Origin of the sequence: Streptomyces sp. NPDC003035 (assembly GCF_042888285.1) — a bacterium.
Lineage (GTDB): Bacteria > Actinomycetota > Actinomycetes > Streptomycetales > Streptomycetaceae > Streptomyces.
This window is the reverse complement of the sequence record NZ_JBIAPJ010000002.1, coordinates 642,721-659,477: the sequence shown is the minus strand read 5'-3', so window position 1 is coordinate 659,477 and position 16,757 is coordinate 642,721. Positions and strand designations below refer to the sequence as shown.

Annotated in this window: 17 protein-coding genes; 7 read left to right on the top strand and 10 right to left on the bottom strand. The window is 71.3% G+C overall.

From position 1 onward, the window contains the following. Positions 1-7: 7 nt before the first annotated feature. Positions 8-1,525 carry a glycoside hydrolase family 3 protein gene (locus ACFYV5_RS09130; protein WP_389166137.1) on the top strand — a complete coding sequence of 506 codons (1,518 nt, stop codon included), beginning with the start codon at positions 8-10 and terminating at the stop codon, positions 1,523-1,525. Positions 1,526-1,608: 83 nt separating this feature from the next. On the opposite strand, the gene nagB is transcribed toward ACFYV5_RS09130, so the two are convergent. Together nagB and ACFYV5_RS09120 are read right to left on the bottom strand one after the other, a co-directional pair. Beyond that, positions 1,609-2,394, bottom strand: coding sequence for a glucosamine-6-phosphate deaminase (gene nagB, locus ACFYV5_RS09125; RefSeq protein ID WP_355108212.1), 786 nt, complete (start codon positions 2,392-2,394; stop codon positions 1,609-1,611). A gap of 168 nt (positions 2,395-2,562) precedes the next feature. After that, a complete protein-coding gene (locus tag ACFYV5_RS09120; protein WP_389166134.1) occupies positions 2,563-3,315 on the bottom strand; it encodes an SDR family oxidoreductase in 753 nt (250 codons plus the stop codon). Between the two features lie 83 nt (positions 3,316-3,398). Here ACFYV5_RS09120 and ACFYV5_RS09115 point away from each other — a divergent pair, with 83 nt between their 5' ends. Beyond that, positions 3,399-4,016, top strand: a complete 618-nt coding sequence (locus tag ACFYV5_RS09115) for a TetR/AcrR family transcriptional regulator (RefSeq protein ID WP_389166131.1) — start codon at positions 3,399-3,401, stop codon at positions 4,014-4,016. Between the two features lie 382 nt (positions 4,017-4,398). Then, positions 4,399-5,865, top strand: a complete 1,467-nt coding sequence (locus tag ACFYV5_RS09110) for a sensor histidine kinase (RefSeq protein WP_389166385.1) — start codon at positions 4,399-4,401, stop codon at positions 5,863-5,865. Between the two features lie 205 nt (positions 5,866-6,070). On the opposite strand, the gene ACFYV5_RS09105 is transcribed toward ACFYV5_RS09110, so the two are convergent. Beyond that, complete coding sequence (locus ACFYV5_RS09105) at positions 6,071-6,328, bottom strand: WhiB family transcriptional regulator (RefSeq protein ID WP_003953983.1); 258 nt, start codon at positions 6,326-6,328, stop codon at positions 6,071-6,073. A gap of 318 nt (positions 6,329-6,646) precedes the next feature. Next, on the bottom strand, positions 6,647-7,615 hold the full coding sequence (locus ACFYV5_RS09100) for a diacylglycerol kinase family protein (protein ID WP_355108206.1): 969 nt from the start codon (positions 7,613-7,615) through the stop codon (positions 6,647-6,649). Between the two features lie 90 nt (positions 7,616-7,705). Between ACFYV5_RS09100 and ACFYV5_RS09095 the strand changes: the two genes are divergently transcribed. Next, positions 7,706-8,119, top strand: a complete 414-nt coding sequence (locus tag ACFYV5_RS09095; protein WP_355108204.1) for a hypothetical protein — start codon at positions 7,706-7,708, stop codon at positions 8,117-8,119. A gap of 20 nt (positions 8,120-8,139) precedes the next feature. Here the strand turns inward: ACFYV5_RS09095 and ACFYV5_RS09090 are convergent, their stop codons facing one another. The 3 genes from ACFYV5_RS09090 to ACFYV5_RS09080 all read right to left on the bottom strand — a co-directional run bounded on the left by ACFYV5_RS09090 (position 8,140) and on the right by ACFYV5_RS09080 (position 9,974). After that, complete coding sequence (locus ACFYV5_RS09090) at positions 8,140-9,045, bottom strand: RNA polymerase sigma factor SigF (protein WP_355108202.1); 906 nt, start codon at positions 9,043-9,045, stop codon at positions 8,140-8,142. Continuing rightward, positions 9,042-9,455 (bottom strand): anti-sigma regulatory factor, encoded by a 414-nt coding sequence (locus ACFYV5_RS09085; RefSeq protein WP_352186995.1) that lies wholly within the window; start codon positions 9,453-9,455, stop codon positions 9,042-9,044. The genes ACFYV5_RS09090 and ACFYV5_RS09085 overlap by 4 nt, the downstream gene beginning before the upstream one ends. 258 nt (positions 9,456-9,713) lie before the next feature. Next, entirely contained in the window at positions 9,714-9,974 is a 261-nt protein-coding gene (locus ACFYV5_RS09080) for a UBP-type zinc finger domain-containing protein (RefSeq protein ID WP_355108200.1), read from the bottom strand. Between the two features lie 47 nt (positions 9,975-10,021). On the opposite strand from ACFYV5_RS09080, the gene ACFYV5_RS09075 reads away from it, so the two are divergent. Continuing rightward, a complete protein-coding gene (locus ACFYV5_RS09075) occupies positions 10,022-11,617 on the top strand; it encodes a Na+/H+ antiporter (RefSeq protein WP_389166125.1) in 1,596 nt (531 codons plus the stop codon). A gap of 52 nt (positions 11,618-11,669) precedes the next feature. Here the strand turns inward: ACFYV5_RS09075 and ACFYV5_RS09070 are convergent, their stop codons facing one another. Together ACFYV5_RS09070 and ACFYV5_RS09065 are read right to left on the bottom strand one after the other, a co-directional pair. Further along, positions 11,670-12,569 (bottom strand): 1-aminocyclopropane-1-carboxylate deaminase/D-cysteine desulfhydrase, encoded by a 900-nt coding sequence (locus ACFYV5_RS09070; RefSeq protein WP_389166122.1) that lies wholly within the window; start codon positions 12,567-12,569, stop codon positions 11,670-11,672. Positions 12,570-12,592: 23 nt separating this feature from the next. Beyond that, on the bottom strand, positions 12,593-13,183 hold the full coding sequence (locus tag ACFYV5_RS09065) for an N-acetylmuramoyl-L-alanine amidase (protein ID WP_389166119.1): 591 nt from the start codon (positions 13,181-13,183) through the stop codon (positions 12,593-12,595). A gap of 264 nt (positions 13,184-13,447) precedes the next feature. On the opposite strand from ACFYV5_RS09065, the gene ACFYV5_RS09060 reads away from it, so the two are divergent. Continuing rightward, positions 13,448-14,863, top strand: coding sequence for a family 2B encapsulin nanocompartment shell protein (locus tag ACFYV5_RS09060; RefSeq protein WP_389166116.1), 1,416 nt, complete (start codon positions 13,448-13,450; stop codon positions 14,861-14,863). 113 nt (positions 14,864-14,976) lie between these two features. Then, on the top strand, positions 14,977-16,026 hold the full coding sequence (locus ACFYV5_RS09055) for a family 2 encapsulin nanocompartment cargo protein polyprenyl transferase (RefSeq protein WP_389166113.1): 1,050 nt from the start codon (positions 14,977-14,979) through the stop codon (positions 16,024-16,026). Positions 16,027-16,060: 34 nt separating this feature from the next. Here the strand turns inward: ACFYV5_RS09055 and ACFYV5_RS09050 are convergent, their stop codons facing one another. Continuing rightward, positions 16,061-16,636, bottom strand: a complete 576-nt coding sequence (locus ACFYV5_RS09050) for a TetR/AcrR family transcriptional regulator (protein ID WP_389166110.1) — start codon at positions 16,634-16,636, stop codon at positions 16,061-16,063. Between the last annotated feature and the right edge of the window lie 121 nt (positions 16,637-16,757).

The following is a 16,757-nucleotide window of genomic DNA, read 5'->3' as shown; positions in this document are numbered from 1 at the left end:
CCGCCCCATGACCACACTCGTCAGCGCCTCGGACACCCTGACCCGTGACGCGCTCACCGTCCTCCAGCCCGGCTTCGTCGGCACGACCGCACCCGACTGGCTGCTCCGCAGGATCGGCGAGGGACTCTCCTCCGTCGGTCTGTTCGGCCGGAACATCGCCTCTCCCGAGCAGCTCGCCGCGCTCACCGCGCGGCTGCGGGCCGAGCGGGACGACGTCCTCGTCGCCATCGACGAGGAAGGCGGCGACGTCACCCGCCTGGAGGTCCGGCACGGCTCCTCCTTCCCCGGCAACTACGCGCTCGGCTCCGTCGACGACGTGGACCTCACCCGGGCCGTCGCCGAGGAGCTCGGCCGCCGGCTCGCCGCGTGCGGGGTCGACCTCAACTGGGCACCCTCCGCCGACGTGAACTCCAACCCCGACAACCCCGTCATCGGCGTCCGGTCCTTCGGCCCCGGCACCGACCTGGTCGCCCGGCACACCGTGGCGTACGTCGAGGGTCTCCAGGCCGTCGGCGTCGCCGCCTGCACCAAGCACTTCCCCGGGCACGGCGACACCAACGTGGACTCCCACCACGCGCTGCCCCGGATCGATGTGGATCTGGACACACTGCACGCGCGTGAGCTGGTGCCTTTCCGCGCCGCGATCGCCGCGGGTTCCAAAGCGGTGATGAGCGCGCATATCCTGCTCCCCGCGCTCGACCCGGACCGTCCGGCGACCCTGAGCCCGCGGATCCTGACCGGTCTGCTGCGCCAGGAGCTGGGCTTCGACGGGCTGATCGTCACCGATGGCATGGAGATGCAGGCCATCGCGTCGACGTACGGCATCGAACGCGGATCCGTCCTCGCGATCGCCGCGGGCGCCGACGCCATCTGCGTCGGCGGCGGGCTGGCCGACGAGGACACCGTACTGCGCCTGCGCGACGCGCTGGTCGACGCGGTACGGACCGGTGAACTGCCCGAGGAGCGGCTGGCCGACGCCGCGGCGCGCGTACGCGCCCTGGCGTCCTGGACCCAGGCGCACCGGGCCAGGGGGGCTGGATCGGGGCCGGGCGCGGCAGTGCAGGAGGGGACCGCGCCCGGCACCGAGATCGGACTCGTCGCGGCGCGCCGGGCCCTGACGCTGACGACGGGGGAGCGGCCCCACACGCCGATGACCGGCGCTCCCTACGTCGCCGCCTTCACGCCCGTCGCCAACATCGCGGTCGGTGACGAGACGCCGTGGGGTGTCGCGGCGGAGCTGGAGCGGCTGCTGCCGGGCACCGAGACGGGCGCGTACGACGAGCCCGCTGTGGACGCCGTCCTCGCCGCCGCGGGGGAGCGGCGGATCGTCGCGGTGGTCCGGGACGCCCACCGTCACCCGTGGATGACCGAGGCCCTGGACGCCCTCCTCGCGGCCCGCCCGGACACGGTCGTGGTGGAGATGGGCCTGAACCGGGCGGAGCCCCGTGGCGCCCTGCACATCGCCACCCACGGCGCCGCCAGGGTCTGCGGCCGTGCGGCGGCGGAGGCCATCGCCGGAATCTGAGACCGCTGTACGAGAGGGGCCCGGCACCTGAACCAGGTGCCGGGCCCCCTCGCCGTACGGGAGCGCGCGGGAGCGCGTGCCCGCTAGATCCCCTGCCAGGTGGGCTTGTTGGCGAAGGTGTGGCGGAAGTAGTCCGCGAGCTTCAGCTTGGACGCGGCGGCCTCGTCCACGACGACCGTGGCGTGCGGGTGCAGCTGCAGCGCCGAGGCCGGCACGAGGGCCGCGACCGGGCCCTCGACGGTCTGGGCCACGGCGTCGGCCTTGCCCTCGCCGGTGGCCAGGAGGACCAGGTGACGGGCCTCCAGGATGGTGCCGATGCCCTGGGTGATGACATGGTGCGGCACCTGCTCGATGTCGTCGTCGAAGAAGCGCGCGTTGTCGACCCGGGTCTGCTCGGTCAGCGTCTTGATCCGGGTCCGGGAGGCGAGCGAGGAGCACGGCTCGTTGAAGCCGATGTGCCCGTCGGTCCCGATGCCGAGGATCTGCAGGTCCACGCCGCCCGCGTCCCGCAGTGCCTGGTCGTACGCCTCGCACGCCGCCTGGACGTCCTCGGCCGCACCGTCGGGCCCCATGAAGGCCTCCTGGGAGAGACCGAGCGGCTCCACGACCTGACGCAGCACGGTGGAGCGGTACGACTCCGGGTGCCCGGTGGGCAGTCCGACGTACTCGTCCAGCTGAGCGATCCGGGCGCGCGAGGCGTCCACGGAACCGGCCTTGACCTGGGCGATCAGGGCCTCGTAGATGGGCAGCGGAGTCGAACCCGTGGCCACGCCGAGCAGCGCGTCGGGCTTGCGGCGCAGGAGGCCGGCGATGCCGTCCGCGATGAGCGCTCCGCCTGCCGCGGCGTCCGGGACGATGACAACTTCCACGCTGTGCCTGCCGATCTGGTGAGGGGCTGGTGAGGGCTGGTGGTATAGACCAATCAAAGCCCAATCTAGCAGAGCGGAGCGCGTCTGCTCAGGCCCTTCCAGCCGGCGGACGGAACCCTCCCATCGTCGAACGGGAAGGCCCCCACAGCCACCGGAGACAGTGCCGCGTCAGGCGAGCGAACCTCCCGTGGCATCGATCCACTGGCCCGTCACCCAGCGCCCGTCGTGCGAGGCCAGGAAGGCCACCACATCGGCTATGTCCGCGGGCGTCCCGACCTTCCCGAGCGCGGACAGCGCCGCCGCTCCCGCCCACGCCTCGTCGTTCCCCCGCAGCCAGTCCGCGTTGATGTCCGTGTCCACGACTCCCGGCGCCACCGCGTTGACCGTGATGCCCCGCTCGCCCAACACCTTCGACAGATAGCGCGTGAACACGTCCAGCGCGCCCTTCGACATCGCGTACGCCATCGTGTCCGGCATCATCGCCGCCCGGCTCAGGCCGGTGGAGATGTTGATGATCCGGCCGCCGTCGCGCAGCCGCTCGGCGCCCAGCCGTGCCAGGAAGAACGGGGCCTTGGTGTTGACCGCGAAGATCCGGTCGTACTCCGCCTCGTCGATCGTCGCGAACGGCCGCGAGGCCCCGATCCCCGCGTTGTTGACGAGGATGTCGAGCCCGTCCGCGCGCGCGTCGAACCGCTCCCACAGCGCCGCCGCGTCCCCCGGCACCCCCAGCTCCTGGCCGATCGCGAACGCCTCGCCGCCCGCCGCCTCGATCGCCGCGACCGTCTCCTTCGCCGCCGTCTCGTTGGTCCCGTAATGCACCGCGACCCGCGCCCCGTCCCGGCCGAGCCGCTCCGCGACGCCCCTCCCGATGCCCCGGCTGCCGCCCGTGACCAGTGCCGTCTTCCCCTTGAGCGCACTCATCCGACGCCCCCCTGACTTCCGTAGTGGTCGTTACAGAAAGAACCGTACCACCGTTTCGTAGTGACCGCTATAGAATGTGCGCCATGACGACGAAGCCGCGTGGCCGCCCCCGCTCCTTCGACCGCCTCACGGCGCTGGAGCAGGCCACGATGGCGTTCTGGGAGCACGGGTACGAGACGACCTCCGTGTCCGACCTGACGCGCGCCATGGGTATCAGCGCGCCCAGCCTCTACGCCGCCTTCGGTGACAAGAAGGCACTGTTCGAGGAGGTCGTCGAGGCGTACGCCGTCTCGTACGGGGCGTACGGCGGCCGGGCCTTCGCGCAGGAGCCGACGGCGCGCGGCGCGCTCGGCCGGATGCTCAGGGAAGCGGCGGAGGTCTTCACCGATCCGTCCCATCCCCGCGGCTGCCTGATGATCTCCGCGGCGACCAACTGCTCGACCCCGGAGGTCGAGGAGGCCCTGCGCGCGCGGCGCAACGACAATCTGGCGTCCTTCGAGGCCCGGATCCAGCGCGACGTCGACGCGGGGGAGCTGCCGGCGGGCACCGACGCAGGTGCACTGGCCCGGCTGTACGGAGCGGTGCTCCAGGGCATGTCCCAGCAGGCACGCGACGGGGCGACCCGGACGGAGCTGGAGGCGGTGGCGGAGGCGGCGATGTCGGCCTGGCCGTCGTCCGGGCCGGCGGTCGGCCGGAGCTGAACACCGGAAGAAGGTCGGCCGGAGCTGAACACCGGAAGAACCCGCGGGCCCAGAAAAACCCGCGGGCCGCGGCGCCCGACGGGACCCTCAACCCGTCCGGCACCGCAGCCCGGAGTTGCCCGGCCGGGGGTGTGCGGTCCCTCGGCCGTAATGGGAGGTCTCGGCGCAGTCAGGGCAGAGAGCGCCGGGTACCTCGTCCACCCTCCTGTGCGGGGAGGGCGGAGGTCATGATGGGATGCTGCTCGGCCATTGTGGACTAGACCATTCGGTAAGTCCATCCATAGGACCGGCGTGCTTCCCGGTCCATCCTCCAACACGAACGCCCTGAGATCCAGGTTCAGCGCCCTCCGATTCCGCGGGTACGCTCGCACCTGTGCCCTCCATGAACGACCTCGTACGCCAGCACACCGCTCTGAGTGAGTCCGACCTCGAGTGGCTGCACCTGCTGGTCTCGGAGTGGCAGCTGCTCTCCGACCTCTCCTTCGCCGACCTCGTCCTCTGGGTCCCCACCCTCGATGGCACCCGTTACGTCTCCGTCGCCCAGATGCGGCCCAACACCGGCCCGACCTCCTACCAGGACGACATGGTCGGCCACCTCGTCCCGCGCGGCCGCCGCCCGCTCCTCGACGCCGCCCTCGACGAGGGCCGGATCGTGCGCGAGGGCGACCCCGAGTGGCGCGAGGAGGTCCCGGTGCGGGTCGAGTCGATCCCCGTACGCCGCGAGGGCCGCGTCCTCGGCGTCATCGCCCGCAACACCAATCTCCTCACCGTGCGGACCCCGTCCCGCCTGGAGCTCACCTACCTCCAGTCCGCCTCCGACCTGGCCCAGATGATCGCCGCCGGAACCTTCCCCTTCCCCGGGGAAGCGGTCGACATGGACGCCTCGCCGCGCGCCGGAGACGGCCTGATCCGCCTGGACGCCGACGGCATCGTCCAGTACGCCTCGCCCAACGCCCTCTCCGCGTACCACCGGCTCGGCCTCGCGGCCGACCTCGTCGGTCAGCACCTCGGCCAGATCACCGCCGAACTCGCCCCCTCCCGCGGCCCCGTGGACGAGGCCCTGGTCAAACTGGCCTCCGGCTACGCCCCCCGCGAGGCCGAGGTCGAGGGCAACGGCGGCGTCATCCAGCTGCGGGCCATCCCGCTCAAGCCCAAGGGCACCCGCATCGGTTCGCTCGTCCTGCTCCGCGACGTCACCGAACTGCGTCGCCGCGAGCGCGAGTTGATCACCAAGGACGCGACCATCCGGGAGATTCACCACCGGGTGAAGAACAACCTCCAGACCGTGGCCGCGCTCCTGCGCCTCCAGGCCCGCCGGATGGACTCCGAGCAGGGGCGCGAGGCCCTCAACGAGGCGGTACGCAGGGTCGGTTCCATCGCCATCGTGCACGAGACGCTCTCCCAGAACCTGGACGAGCGCGTGGAGTTCGACGAGATCGCCGACCGTGTGATCGCGATGGTCGCCGAGATCTCCCCGGGCAAGGTGACCTGCCGGCGCAACGGCCGCTTCGGCATCCTCGACGCCGAGGTCGCCACCCCGCTCTCCATGGTCCTCACCGAAGTCCTGCAGAACGCCCTGGAGCACGCCTTCGCGCCGGGGGAACAGGGCACGGTCGAGGTCACGGCCGTCCGCGGTGAACCCCGCGCCGACGCCCGGCTGCTGATCACGGTCCGGGACGACGGCCGCGGTCTGCCGGAGGGCTTCGACCCGCAGCGCGCGGGCAACCTCGGTCTGCAGATCGTGCGGACGCTGGTCGAAGGGGAGCTGGGCGGCACCTTCGACATGCAGCCGGGCGCGGAGCGCGGGACCAAGGTCGTCCTCGACATCCCCGTACAGCCGCAGAAGTAGTCGCGCGCGCGGCGACAGTCGCGCGGATCACAGTCTCGGGGCCCACGATCTCGGGCCGACAGCCGCGGATCACAGCAGCGAGCCCCGGACCGAGGAGATCGGTCCGGGGCTCGAATGCTGTGGGTTTACTGCTGCGCGCTGCGGCTCGGGGGCGGTGATTGCGTACGCTATGTACGCGCCGCTTGCCTCAGGCTTGTCAGGGTGTTCAGGCGCTCGCGTTGCGCGCCCGGTTGCGAGCGGCGCGGCGCTTCATCGCACGGCGCTCGTCCTCGCTGAGGCCACCCCAGACGCCGGAGTCCTGGCCGGACTCGAGCGCCCACTGCAGGCACTGCTCCATGACGGGGCAGCGGCGGCAGACGGCCTTGGCTTCCTCGATCTGCAGCAGCGCAGGACCGGTGTTGCCGATGGGGAAGAACAGCTCGGGGTCTTCCTCACGACAAACGGCGTTGTGACGCCAGTCCATGGCTGCTACCTCTCTAGGGTGTTACAAGCTGGTTGCTTGTGAATGTGAACGCTTTCACGAATCCCCCCGTAAGTGAAGGGCCGACTGCCAGATGAACTGGTGTGGTCCTTGGACTGAGGAGGGGTTCTGGCTCTCAGTGGAGGCCGGTGTTGCGGGCCGTCCCGATCGCCAAGAAGAGACTCGCAAACCTCGGCAGCGGATACAACCCCTTCCGGAAAGTTTTTTTTGATTCCTCGGTGTCGACTAGGTCACAGCCGTACTTCTAAGGGGTGGAGCCCAGCCTAAACGTTCGAGTGAAAGGACTTTCGGCCCTTCCACTCACACAATCACACGCAGTGCACGGCGAACGCCTGTGAACGTCACGCTCGTACGCAGTCCGAGGTGGTCTCCGTCCATCTGCAGGGGGAGGGGAACCTTCGAATGCAAGGTGAAGTCGGTCAGGTCGTGCAGAGACAGGGCGTGCTTGCCGTGCGGGCCGCGCTCGGGTGACGAAGTGAGCAGCTGGGTGGCGTACCGGGCCACCGCGGGGGTCGAGAGCCGGCTCAGACCGAGGACGTCCAGAGCCGTTTCGAAGGATGCCTCCGGGGACGCGTACACCGGACGATTGCCCAGGTAGGTCCAGGGGGAGGTGTTGCAGATTATGGACAGGACCAGGTCCTCGACCGGGTCCTCACCGGGGCGCTCCAGGGTGATCGTGCCGTGCCGCCGGTTCGGCTCCCCCAGGAACTGGCGGACCACCTGGCGCAGGTACAGGGCGTGGGTCGATCTCTTGCCGCGTTCCCGCTGCTGTTCGACTCGTCCGATGACGCTGGCGTCGAAACCGAACCCGGCACAGAAGGTGAACCAGCGGGCGGGCACCGCCTCGTCCTCGGTCCCCGGGGTCCCGGACGCGAGCCCGAGGCTCACTGTGCGTGCCCGGCGCTCACGGAGCGCGTCGAGCAGGGCGCCGGTCGCCTCGACCGCGTCGTTGGGCAGCCCGAGCGCGCGGGCGAAGACATTCGTGGAGCCGCCGGGGACCACCGCGAGACCGGGCAGCCGGTCCGGATCCGGGCCGTCGTGCAGCAAGCCGTTGACGACCTCGTTCACCGTGCCGTCGCCGCCCAGGGCGACGACCAGGTCGATGTCCGCGGAGTCCGCGGCCCGGCGGCCGAGATCGCGGGCGTGACCGCGGTACTCGGTGGTCACGGCCTCCAGCTTCATCTCGCTCGCCAGCGCGTGGATGAGGACGTCACGCGTGCGGGCACTGGTGGTGGTGGCTGCCGGATTGACCACGAGAAGTGCGCGCATGGCCGCCAGCGTACCTACCCGGCGGTACCGATCCCAGTCGCGGCCACCTGACGGACAGCCCCGCACGCGGCCCCGGCTACCCTGCCAGGTATGAGCAGTACGGAGCAGACTTCCCGCCCCGGCCGGCTGACCGCCGCCGCGGCGGTCGCCGGGATCGAGGCCCTCGCGCTGGTGATCGGGGGCGTGTACGTGCTGGTGACCGGTTTCACCGGTGACCCCGACAGCCTGACCCAGGCGATCACGGGCGGCGCGACGCTGATCGCGCTCGGGCTGTTCCCCGGGGCCGCGGCGCGCGGTCTGCTGCTGCGCCGGGGATGGAGCCGCGGACCGGCGATCATCACCCAGATCCTGGCCCTGCCGGTGGCCTGGCAGCTCCTCCAGGCGAACAGCGCCATGATCCCGGCCGGCATCGCCCTCGCGGTCCTCGCCGTGTCCGGCCTGGTCCTCCTGGTGAACCCGGCGACGACCGAGGCCCTGGGCATCGGCCGTCGCGGCGAGGCGTGACGCGTCGGTCCTCGTAGCGGCTACTCCTCGACGAGGAGCTTCTCCCGGAGCTGTGCCAGCGTGCGGGCCAGCAGTCGGGAGACGTGCATCTGCGAGATGCCGACCTCCTGCGCGATCTGCGACTGCGTCATGTTCCCGAAGAAGCGCAGCAGCAGGATCCGCTTCTCCCGGGGCGGCAGGTCCTCCAGAAGCGGCTTGAGCGACTCGCGGTACTCGACACCCTCCAGGGCCTCGTCCTCCGCACCCAGGGTGTCCGCGACCGCCGGGGACTCGTCGTCCGTGTCCGGGACGTCCAGCGAGAGCGTCGAGTAGGCGTTCGCCGACTCCAGGCCCTCCAGGACCTCCTCCTCCGAGATCCCCAGACGCTCCGCGAGCTCGTGCACCGTCGGTGAGCGGCCGTGCAGCTGGGAGAGCTCCGCCGTCGCCGTCGTCAGCGAGAGCCGCAGCTCCTGCAGCCGGCGCGGCACCCGGACCGCCCAGCCCTTGTCACGGAAGTGACGCTTGATCTCGCCGACGACCGTCGGGGTCGCGTACGTCGAGAACTCGACGCCCCGCTCCGGGTCGAACCGGTCCACCGACTTGATCAGTCCGATCGTCGCGACCTGCGTCAGGTCGTCGAGCGGCTCGCCCCGGTTGCGGAACCGCCGGGCCAGGTGCTCGACCAGCGGCAGGTGCATCCGTACCAGCCGATTGCGCAGTTCCGACTTCTCGGGAGAGCCCTCCGGGAGCTTGCGCAACTCGATGAAGAGCGCGCGTGCCCCGCTCCGGTCGTGCGGATCCGGAGCCTCCTGCGGCTCGGAAACCTGGTTGTGCTGCTCGTGCTCGCTCATGTGGACCGCCTGCTCCGTAGCGACCTCGACCTCGACCTCCGGATGCGGCCGCGCCTGCTGCTCAGGGAAGCCGGCCGTCGCGTCCCCGCTCCTCACGCCGGGCCTGGCCCCGCGCCGCGCTGTTTGTACAGGCTGATGGAGACCGTCCGGTCGTCCGCCACGGAGGACTCGACCTTCCCGGCCAGCGCGGAGAGCACGGTCCACGCGAAGGTGTCCCGCTCCGGCGCCCGCCCGTCCGTCGTCGGGGCCGACACCGTCACGTCGAGCGAGTCGTCGACCAGGCGGAAGACACAGCTCAGGACGGATCCGGGCACGGCCTGCTGGAGCAGGATGGCGCACGCCTCGTCGACCGCGATCCGCAAGTCCTCGATCTCGTCGAGGGTGAAGTCCAAGCGCGCCGCGAGGCCGGCCGTGGCCGTACGCAGCACGGACAGGTAGGCACCCGCAGCGGGCAGCCGGACTTCCACGAAGTCCTGGGACCCGGGCTCGCCTGCGATCTGGGACACCCTCACCTCCAAGGTGGCACAAGCTCATTCGGGGCCCGAGGGGAGAAAGCCCCCCGAACCGGGCGGTACGCAGTCGGCTGCGCGATCCGCCGTGACGCTATCGCGATCCATGCCGCCGTGTCGCCGTGGGTCCCTGGAAGGACCTCGCCCCGGTCTGTCGCTCATGGTAAAGCCACGAGTACGGACAGTGGCTAGGGGTCTGCGGGGCCCAATTGCGAAGCGACCGGCAGCGGATCGCCGGGGTGTCGTACCCAGCCCTCAGACGATCGAACCGTCCACGAAGCACCAGCGCCAGCGTTCGTTCGGCTCGAAGGTCCGCATCACGGGGTGCCCGCTGGTCGAGAAGTGCCCGGTGGCGTGCCGGCCCGGCGAGGAGTCGCAGCACCCCACGTGTCCGCAGCTGAGGCAGATGCGCAGCTGGACGGGGTGGGTGCCGTCGGCCAGGCACGCGGGACAGGTGTCGGTCAGCGGCGCCGGTTCGGGGCGCGGCATTTCGGCAACGTGCGGACACTCGCTCATGATGGCCAGGTTACGTGGTGGAACGAAGCGGGGACGGGGACCGAAGAATGGACGCACTGCAGTTGGTGGCCCTGGTCGCGGCCAGCGCCGCGGTGGCGGGCGCGGCCCGCAGGACACCGGTGCCGGCGCCGCTGCTCCTGGTGGCGGTCGGGCTCGCCGCCTCGTACGTACCGGGCGTCCCGGACTACACCCTCGACCCGCACATCGTGCTGCCGCTCATCCTTCCCCCGCTCCTCTACACGGCGGCGGTGGACTCCTCGTACCTCGATCTGCGCGCCAACATTCGGCCCGTCGCCCTGCTCTCCGTCGGGTACGTCCTCTTCGCGACCGTGGCGGTCGGCTGGCTCGCCTATGTGCTCGTCCCCGACCTTCCGCTGACCGCCGCGCTCGTCCTCGGCGCGGTGGTCGCGCCGCCGGACGCGGTCGCGGCGACGGCCATCGCCCGCAAGCTCGGACTGCCGAACCGGATCACCACCATCCTCCAGGGCGAGTCCCTGGTGAACGACGCCACCGCCATCACCGCCTTCAAGGTGGCGCTGGCCGCGGCGGTCGGCGAGGGCATCGGCTGGGCGGGCGGCGTCGGCGAGTTCGCGCTCGCGGCCGTCGGCGGGATCGGCGTCGGCCTCGTCCTCATGGTTCCTCTCCACTGGCTGCGCCTCAGGCTCGGCGAGGCCCTGCTGCAGAACACCCTCTCGCTGCTGATCCCGTTCGCCGCCTACGCGGCGGCGGAGGAGGTCGGCGCCTCGGGAGTCCTCGCCGTGGTCGTCGTCGGCCTCTTCCTCGGACACCGCAACTGGCAGGTGGACTTCTCCACCCGCCTCCAGGAGGAGGCCGTGTGGAAGATGGTCGCCTTCGTCCTGGAGTCCGCCGTCTTCGCCCTGATCGGGCTGCAACTGCCGTACGTCGTCCAGGGCCTCGGCCGGTACGGGGTCGGGGAGGCGATCTGGTACGCCGTAGGCGTGTTCGTCGCCGTCGTCGTCGTCCGCTTCGTCTGGGTCTACCCGGCCACCTTCCTGCCCCGGTGGCTGTCCGAACGCATCAGGGAGCGCGAGCCGGGCGTGGACTGGAAGGCACCGCTGATCGTCGGCTGGGCCGGGATGCGGGGCGTGGTCTCCCTCGCCATCGCCTTCTCCATCCCGGTGATGGCGGACGGTGTGGAGTTCCCCGCGCGGAACCTCGTCCTCTTCCTCACCTTCACCACGGTGATCGGGACGCTGGTCGTCCAGGGCCTCACCCTGCCGCCGCTCATCCGGCTCCTGAAGCTGCCGGGCCGGGACACGTACCAGGAGACCCTGGCGGAGGCACAGGCCCAGAGCGAGGCGTCCCGTGCCGCGGAGGAGCGCCTCGACGCCCTGCTGGGCGACGGGCGCAACGCCCTGCCCCAGCCGCTGGCCGACCGCCTCCGCGCGGTGCTGGAACGCCGCCGCAACGCGGTGTGGGAACGGCTCGGCGCGGTCAACGAGGCGACGGGCGAGACGGCGGACGACACCTACCGCCGGCTCGCGCGGGAGATGATCGAAGCCGAGCGGGAGGTCTTCGTGCGGCTCCGCGACGAGCGCCGCATCGACGACGAGATGATGCGCGTCCTGCTGCGCCGGCTGGACCTGGAGGAGGCGGCGGCCTACCGCGAGGAGAGCGCCTGAGGTCCGGAGGGCGCGTCAGGGGGCTCGTGCCGTCGGGAGGGGGCTCCTGTCGTCAGGAAGGGGCCCCCGTCACCACCGCCGCGACCGTCGTGCCCGGGGCGAACGCGCCCTCCTCGGCCAAGGCGACAAGTCCGTGGAGCAGTTTGGCGACATACAGACGCTCGATGGCGAGTCCATGCCGCGCCTCGAAGTCCTGGGCGAACGCGTCGAGGGCGGGGGTCGACCGGGCGTAACCGCCGCCGTGGAAGCGCTCGTCGAGGCTCCACTCGCCGCGGGGGCCGCCGAAGGCCGCGCGTTGCAGCGTACGTATCTCCTCGCCCAGGAAGCCGCCCTTGAGGACCGGGACGCCGAGCGCCCTCTGTCCGGGGCCCAGACCGGCTGCCAGGCCCGCGAGCGTGCCTCCCGTGCCGCAGGCGACGGCGACCACGTCGGCGGCTCCGCGCAGCTCGCGCCCGAGCGCCACGCACCCCTGGACGGCGAGGGAGTTGCTGCCGCCTTCGGGGACCACGTACGTCCCCGGAGGGGACTGGTCGAGGAGGTCGGCCAGCACGGCCGGGTCCGTCTTCGCCCGGTACGTCGACCGGTCCACGAACACCAGCCGCATCCCGTCCGCCGCGCACCGCGCCAGCGAGGGGTTCAGCGGCCGGCCGGCCAGCTCGTCCCCCCGTACGACCCCGATCGTGTCGAAGCCCAGGAGACGGCCGGCGGCCGCGGTCGCGCGCAGGTGGTTGGAGTACGCGCCGCCGAAGGTGAGCACCGGGCGGCCGTCGGCCTTCCGTAGATTGAGCGCCAGCTTGCGCCACTTGTTGCCCGGCAGGTCCGGGTGGATCAGGTCGTCGCGCTTGAGCAGCAGGCGCAGACCGTGGCGGGTGAACCGCTCGTCCTCGACCGGCTCCAGGGGGGACGGGAGCCGGGGCCGCAGCCGGGACAGGGCGAGGTCGAACGCGTTCACCCGGCCATTGTCCCCCTCGCCGGCTATCTCAGGCGTTCCGCGATCCGCTCCCTCATGGAGGCCATCGTGAAGCCTCGCGGGTCCACCTTGCCCGGTTGCCACTCCAGGTGGCCGATCACCGAGCGCTGGGTCCAGCCGTGCACCCGGCACACCGCCGCCGCGGCCTTCTCGATGGCCTCCAGCTGGGCCTTCGGCCATGGGTCCTTCCCGTCGCCGAGGTTCTCGCACTCGAAGCCGTAGAAGTGGCGGTTGCCGTCCGTCGTGGCCTCGTTGTCCGGCGGGAGGTGCTGCTCGGCGATGATCGCCCGCAGGACCTCGTCGTCGCCGGGTCCGGCGTGGTTGGCGCGGCCGTAGCCGACCAGGTGGACCCTGCCGTCCTTGGCGATCACGCCGTGACAGAGCGGGCCGGGCAGGGAGGCGTGGCCGTCGCGGCAGATGCGGACGGTGTTCGCGGTGCCCCGGGTGACCGTGTGGTGGATCATCACGCCGTGGACGGGGCCCCAGGGGCCCTTGTGGTTGCGGTTGTGCGTGCGCCAGTCTCCGACTTCTACGACCGTCAGGCCCTCGTCGCGCAGTGCGTCGAGGAACCTGCCGGCGGACATGGGTGGGGCCATGGCCGACTCCTTCGGATAAGCGGAACGGGACGGTGCTGAAGTACCGGAGTACCGGAGTGCTCGACTCCGGGCCATCCGTTCGGGCTGTGTGCGAGCCGATCCGGACAGGGGGCCATGTGGTGGATGTGACGGGGCTGTTCGAGTGGAAACCGTGTGACATGCCCAGCCGGAGGTGATCCACTCCCACTCATTTGTGTAATGGCGCCTGCACGCTCCGTGCTGAAAGGCTTCCTCTCGCAGGTCAGTCTTACGAGAGGGAGTTCCATGTCCGTTGGTTCGGTTGGCGACGAGGTCCGCGCGGATCAGGCGAGCCCGCAGCAGAGTCTCGGTACCGCCGCCGCACGGAACCTGGCGACCACCACCAAGTCGGCCCCGCAGATGCAGGAGATCACCTCACGGTGGCTGCTGCGGACGCTGCCGTGGGTGCAGGTCCAGGGTGGTACGTACCGGGTGAACCGGAGGCTCAGCTACTCCGTGGGTGACGGTCGTGTCACCTTCGTGCAGACCGGCGAGCGCGTCGCGGTGATCCCCGCCGAACTCGGTGAACTCCCGGCGCTGCGTGGCTACGACGACGAGGAGGCCCTCGCCGAACTCGCGACGCGGTGCCGCCAGCGGGAGTACGCGGCGGGGGAGGTGATCGCCACCGCGGGCGAGCCCACCGACCGCGTCCACCTCCTCGCGCACGGCAAGGTCGAGCAGATCGGCGAGGGGCCGTACGGCGACGAGGCGATCCTCGGAGTCCTCGCCGACGGCGCGTACTTCGGTGACAGCGCGCTGACCCACCCCGACAGCACCTGGGAGTGGACCGCCCGCGCGGCCACCACCTGTACGGTCCTCGAGCTCACCCGCGACGACGTGCGCAACCTCGCCGAGCGGGCCACCTCGCTCGCCGCCCACCTCGCGGGCGTGGCCGCGCTGCCCCATCAGCGCACCAACACGTACGGGGAGGCGGAGATCGACCTCTCGGCCGGCCACGTCGGCGAGGCGGTCGTCCCGCACACGTACGTGGACTACGACGCCTCCCCGCGCGAGTACGAACTGTCCGTCGCGCAGACCGTGCTGAAGGTCCACAGCCGCGTCGCCGATCTCTACAACCAGCCGATGAACCAGACCGAGCAGCAGTTGCGGCTCACGGTCGAGGCGCTCCGCGAGCGCCAGGAGCACGAGCTCATCAACAACCGGGAGTTCGGCCTCCTCACCAACTGCGACTACGAGCAGCGCATCCAGCCCCATGACGGCGTGCCCAGCCCGGACGACATGGACGAGCTCCTCTCGCGCCGCCGGGGCTCCAAGATGTTCCTCGCCCACCCGCGCGCCATCGCCGCCTTCGGGCGCGAGTGCAACCGGCGCGGCCTCGTCCCCGAGTCCATCGAGATCAACGGCAACAGGATCCCGACCTGGCGCGGGGTGCCGATCTACCCGTGCAACAAGATCCCGGTCTCGGACGCCCGGACCACGTCGATCATCTGCATGCGTACGGGCGAGGCCGACCAGGGGGTGATCGGCCTGCACCAGACCGGCATCCCGGACGAGATCGAGCCGAGCCTGTCCGTCCGCTTCATGGGCATCGACGAGCAGGCGATCATCTCCTACCTGGTCACGGCCTACTACTCGGCGGCGGTGCTGGTGCCCGACGCGCTGGGAGTCCTGGAGAACGTGGAGGTCAGCCGCTGGCGCTGAGGCGCCGGCACGTTGATCAGGGGATCAGGGGATCAGGGGATCCGGGGCGGGGGCCCGTGCCGACAGGGCCCCGCCCCGGGAGCGAACCCAGCCACACACAGGAAGGAACCGACGTGACCGTAACGCGGGCGGACGGCGTGGCCGAGGCCCAGGGTGCCGTGGCACTCCTCGACCAGACACGGACCGTCGTCCATCCCCAACTGCGCTCGACCGTGGAGTCGTTGCCGGGCTCCATACGGAGAGTGGCGATGTACCACTTCGGCTGGGAGCAGGCGGACGGCTCCCCGGCCGCCGGGCAGCCGGGGAAGGCGATCCGGCCGGCGCTGGTGCTCGCGGCGGCGCGGGCGCTCGGCGGCGATCCGGCGCCGGCGGTGCGGGCGGCCGCCGCGGTCGAACTCGCCCACAACTTCACCCTGCTCCACGACGACATCATGGACGAGGACCCGACCCGAAGACACCGGCCCACGGCCTGGACGGTGTTCGGCATCCCGGACGCGCTGATGGCCGGCGACGCGATGCTCGCGCTGGCCCTGCGGCTGCCGGCCGAGGACGGACACCCCGCCTCGGCCGCCGCCTCGGCCCGGCTCGCCGCGTGTGTCATCGAGCTGTGCGCCGGCCAGCAGGCCGACTGCGCCTTCGAGCGGCGCGGACCGCACGAGGTGTCGCTGGACGAGTGCCTGGCGATGGCCACCGCCAAGACGGGCGCCCTGCTCGGCTGTGCCTGCGCCCTGGGCGCTCTGTACGCGGGCGCGGGTGAGGAGGAGGTCGCGGCGATGGACGCGTTCGGCCGGGAGGCCGGGCTCGCGTTCCAGTTGATCGACGACCTGATCGGCATCTGGGGCGACCCGGAGCGCACGGGCAAGCCGGCCGGTGCGGATCTGGTCGCGCACAAGAAGTCGCTGCCGGTGGTGGCGGCGCTCGTCTCGGGGACCGCGGCGGGGGAGGAGCTGGCCGAGCTGTACGCCCGTACGGCACTGGACGCCCCGGCCGTACGGGCGGCGGCGGACGCGGTCGAGCGGGCGGGCGGCCGGGACTGGGCGCAGGCCCAGGCGGCCGACCGGATGGCCCGGGCCGTCCAGCAGCTCTCCCGGGCGGTTCCGGACCTCGCGGCGGCGGGGGACCTGCTGACCCTCGCGGAGTTCGTCACCCGCCGCACCCGCTGAGGCGCAGGCTCCCGCACCTGGCGCCGACCGAGGCTCAGGCCTCCGGCACGATCCTGCTCACCACGGTCTCGATGAGCTCGTCCAGGTCCCGGTCGTCGTGCAGGCCGGGGACCGTGAAGTGGTCGAACAGCAGGCCGGTGAGGGAGAAGTAGAGCAGCCGGACCGTGTCCGCGTCGCCCGGCATCCCGGACTCGACGTGCAGGCGGACGTTGTGGTCGAGATCGGCGCGCAGCACCTTGGTGAGCTGGGTGCGCAGCTCCGGGCGGCGCGTGGCCTCCAGGCGGAGCTCGAAGAGGCCGAGGTAGCAGGTGCGCTCGGCCGCCATCCGCCGGGCGAGCCGGCGCATCAGCTCCACGACCAGCTGCCGGCTGGGCTCGGGCCGCATGGCCGTGTCCAGGGAGCCCGGCTCCGGGGTCAGCCGTACGAAGATCCGGTCCCCGACCTGGGAGAGCAGCTGGTCCCGGTCGGTGAAGTAGTTGGACGAGGTGCCCGTGGGGACGCCCGCCCGGGCGTCGACCGCCCGGAAGGTCAGCCCCCGGGCACCTTCCTCCGCGAGCACCTCGATCGCCGCGTCGAGCAGGGCCGTACGCCGCTCGGGATTTCTCGCCATCGGGGTTCCTTCCGTTCTCTTCGCGCTCTCGTGGAAAAAGAGGCTTGCGTAACCACTACAGGTGAAGCACTATAACCGTCGTGGTTGCGACCGCAGCCCCCATCCCAGAGACAAAGAGGAC

Coding starts and splice junctions, on each gene's coding strand:
- ACFYV5_RS09130 (WP_389166137.1), top strand. CDS start 8: ATGACCACACTCGTCAGCGCCTCGGACACCCTGACCCGTGACGCGCTC.
- ACFYV5_RS09120 (WP_389166134.1), bottom strand. CDS start 3,315: ATGAGTGCGCTCAAGGGGAAGACGGCACTGGTCACGGGCGGCAGCCGG.
- ACFYV5_RS09115 (WP_389166131.1), top strand. CDS start 3,399: ATGACGACGAAGCCGCGTGGCCGCCCCCGCTCCTTCGACCGCCTCACG.
- ACFYV5_RS09110 (WP_389166385.1), top strand. CDS start 4,399: ATGAACGACCTCGTACGCCAGCACACCGCTCTGAGTGAGTCCGACCTC.
- ACFYV5_RS09105 (WP_003953983.1), bottom strand. CDS start 6,328: ATGGACTGGCGTCACAACGCCGTTTGTCGTGAGGAAGACCCCGAGCTG.
- ACFYV5_RS09100 (WP_355108206.1), bottom strand. CDS start 7,615: ATGCGCGCACTTCTCGTGGTCAATCCGGCAGCCACCACCACCAGTGCC.
- ACFYV5_RS09095 (WP_355108204.1), top strand. CDS start 7,706: ATGAGCAGTACGGAGCAGACTTCCCGCCCCGGCCGGCTGACCGCCGCC.
- ACFYV5_RS09080 (WP_355108200.1), bottom strand. CDS start 9,974: ATGAGCGAGTGTCCGCACGTTGCCGAAATGCCGCGCCCCGAACCGGCG.
- ACFYV5_RS09075 (WP_389166125.1), top strand. CDS start 10,022: ATGGACGCACTGCAGTTGGTGGCCCTGGTCGCGGCCAGCGCCGCGGTG.
- ACFYV5_RS09065 (WP_389166119.1), bottom strand. CDS start 13,183: ATGGCCCCACCCATGTCCGCCGGCAGGTTCCTCGACGCACTGCGCGAC.
- ACFYV5_RS09060 (WP_389166116.1), top strand. CDS start 13,448: ATGTCCGTTGGTTCGGTTGGCGACGAGGTCCGCGCGGATCAGGCGAGC.
- ACFYV5_RS09050 (WP_389166110.1), bottom strand. CDS start 16,636: ATGGCGAGAAATCCCGAGCGGCGTACGGCCCTGCTCGACGCGGCGATC.